Origin of the sequence: Streptomyces sp. SID11385 (assembly GCF_010548245.1) — a bacterium.
Taxonomy (GTDB): domain Bacteria; phylum Actinomycetota; class Actinomycetes; order Streptomycetales; family Streptomycetaceae; genus Streptomyces.
The window spans coordinates 1-1804 of sequence record NZ_JAAGLR010000672.1 but is presented as its reverse complement, the minus strand read 5'-3'; the positions used below and the strand labels follow the sequence as shown (position 1 = coordinate 1804).

Below are 1804 nucleotides of genomic sequence, written 5' to 3'. Positions count from 1 at the left end.
CGCGCGCCGGTCGCGTCCGAGCAGGCCGCCGCGAGGGGGGTGAGGGCGAGGAACCCGGCCGTGCGCAGCAGTGCCCGGCGCGAGGGGGCGCCGGGCGCGGGGTCCGTTTCGCGGCGGGGCGCGACTGTGCTTCGTACCGCGTGCATGGGCCGATCCCACGCACACCGGACACGTCGGGCACCGGCGCAACGCCGTCACAAGGTGTGCGGTACACCCGGCCGGACCAGCACTGTGACCGGCCGGGGCCAGGCACTAACCTCACTGCGTGACCGAACAGAAGCCATCCCAGTTCGAACGCGGCACCGACGGACCGAAGGTGATCGTGGTCGGCGTCGACGGTTCCGCTTCCGCCTCCCGCGCGGCGGCCTACGGAGGCGGACTGGCCAGGCGTCAGGGCGCGCTCCTGGCCTTCGTGTACGTGCAGCCGCTGCTCTCGGCCGGGGCCGCGATGGGTGCCCCCGTGGCCGAGACGACCGACGAGATCGCCGAGTCCATCATGGAGGAGCTGCGCCACGGCACCGAGCTCTTCAAGGGCATCTTCGACCTGCGCTGGGAGTTCCACACCTTCCGCGGCGATCCGTACACGGGCCTCGTGACGGCGGCGGACGAGCTGAAGGCGGACGCGGTGGTGGTCGGCGCCTCGGAGCAGGCCGGCCACCGCTTCGTGGGCTCGGTGGCGATCCGGCTCGTCAAGACGGGCCGCTGGCCGGTCACGGTGGTGCCGTAGGCGGCGCGGCCTGGCGCGCGCGGAAGGGCGCACGCCGTGGTGGCGCACGCCCTTCGCCGGGCAGGCCCGAGGCCGTCCGCGCCGGGCAACCTCGCGGCCGTCCCCGCCCGGCGGCCCCTCAGCGGCCCTCCACGAGCCCGTCCTTCGCCGCGCCCCGGCTCAGCACGACCTTCCGCAGCCGGTCGCGGACGGCGGTCAGGTCGCGGCCCTTCGCGATCGCGTCGTCCACGTCCACGACGCGGTTCGCCTTGAGGTCGTACCACTGGGGCAGGAACTCGGCCTTCGTGACCTCCCAGCGGGCTCCGGGCTCGGTGGGCGGGGTGAAGGTGAAACGGCCGAGCGTGCCTTCGTTGCCGCGCGGGTCGTGCACGTCCTCGTCGTTGATCATCCGGCCGGCGATCTGGTCGCCCATGCCGTAGATCACCCACGTACCGTTGACCTTCTCGTACGCCTGCGGGACGTGCGCGTGCGTGCCGATGACGAGGTCGATGTCGGGCCGCTCGCCCGTGCGCGAGGCGGTGAGCGCCTCGGCGAGCTGGCGCTGCTGGGCGTCGGGGGCGGTCTGCCACTCGGTGCCCCAGTGCATGCTCACGACGACGACGTCGGCGCCCGCCTCCCGCGCGGCGCGCGCGTCCTGGACGACACGGCCCTCGTCGATGAGCCGGACGGTCCAGGGCGCGTTCTTCGGCAGCGGCTTGTCGTTGGTGCCGTACGTGTAGCTGAGCTGGGCGACCTTCGCGCCGCCGGCCGTGAGCCACGCGGGCCGGTGCGACTCCGCCTCGCTGCGCCCGGTGCCCGCGTGCGCGACGCCCGCGCGGTCGAGGGCGCCGAGGGTGCGCGCGACGCCGGCGGTGCCGTCGTCGAGGCTGTGGTTCGACGCGGTCGAGCAGGAGTCGTAGCCGGTGGTGGCGAGCGCGGTGGCGACCTGCGGGGGCGAGACGAAGTCGGGGTAGCCGGTGTAGGGGCCGTCGTCGTCCCCGTACACCGTCTCCATGTGGCAGATCGCCAGATCGGCGCGCGAGACGACGGGCTTGACGCCCGAGAGCATCGGGCGGAAGTCGTAGCCCTTGCCGCCCG

The 1804-nt window shown here is 74.0% G+C and carries 2 protein-coding genes; one reads left to right on the top strand and one right to left on the bottom strand.

Going from position 1 to position 1804, the window contains the following annotated elements; genetic code table 11:
• Positions 1–265 precede the first annotated feature (265 nt).
• Complete coding sequence (locus G3I42_RS20485) at positions 266–727, top strand: universal stress protein (protein WP_164287979.1); 462 nt, start codon at positions 266–268, stop codon at positions 725–727.
• Positions 728–845: 118 nt separating this feature from the next.
• Here G3I42_RS20485 and G3I42_RS20480 read toward each other — a convergent pair.
• Positions 846–1804: CapA family protein (locus G3I42_RS20480; RefSeq protein WP_164287978.1), on the bottom strand; the 959-nt coding region annotated here is incomplete at its 5' end.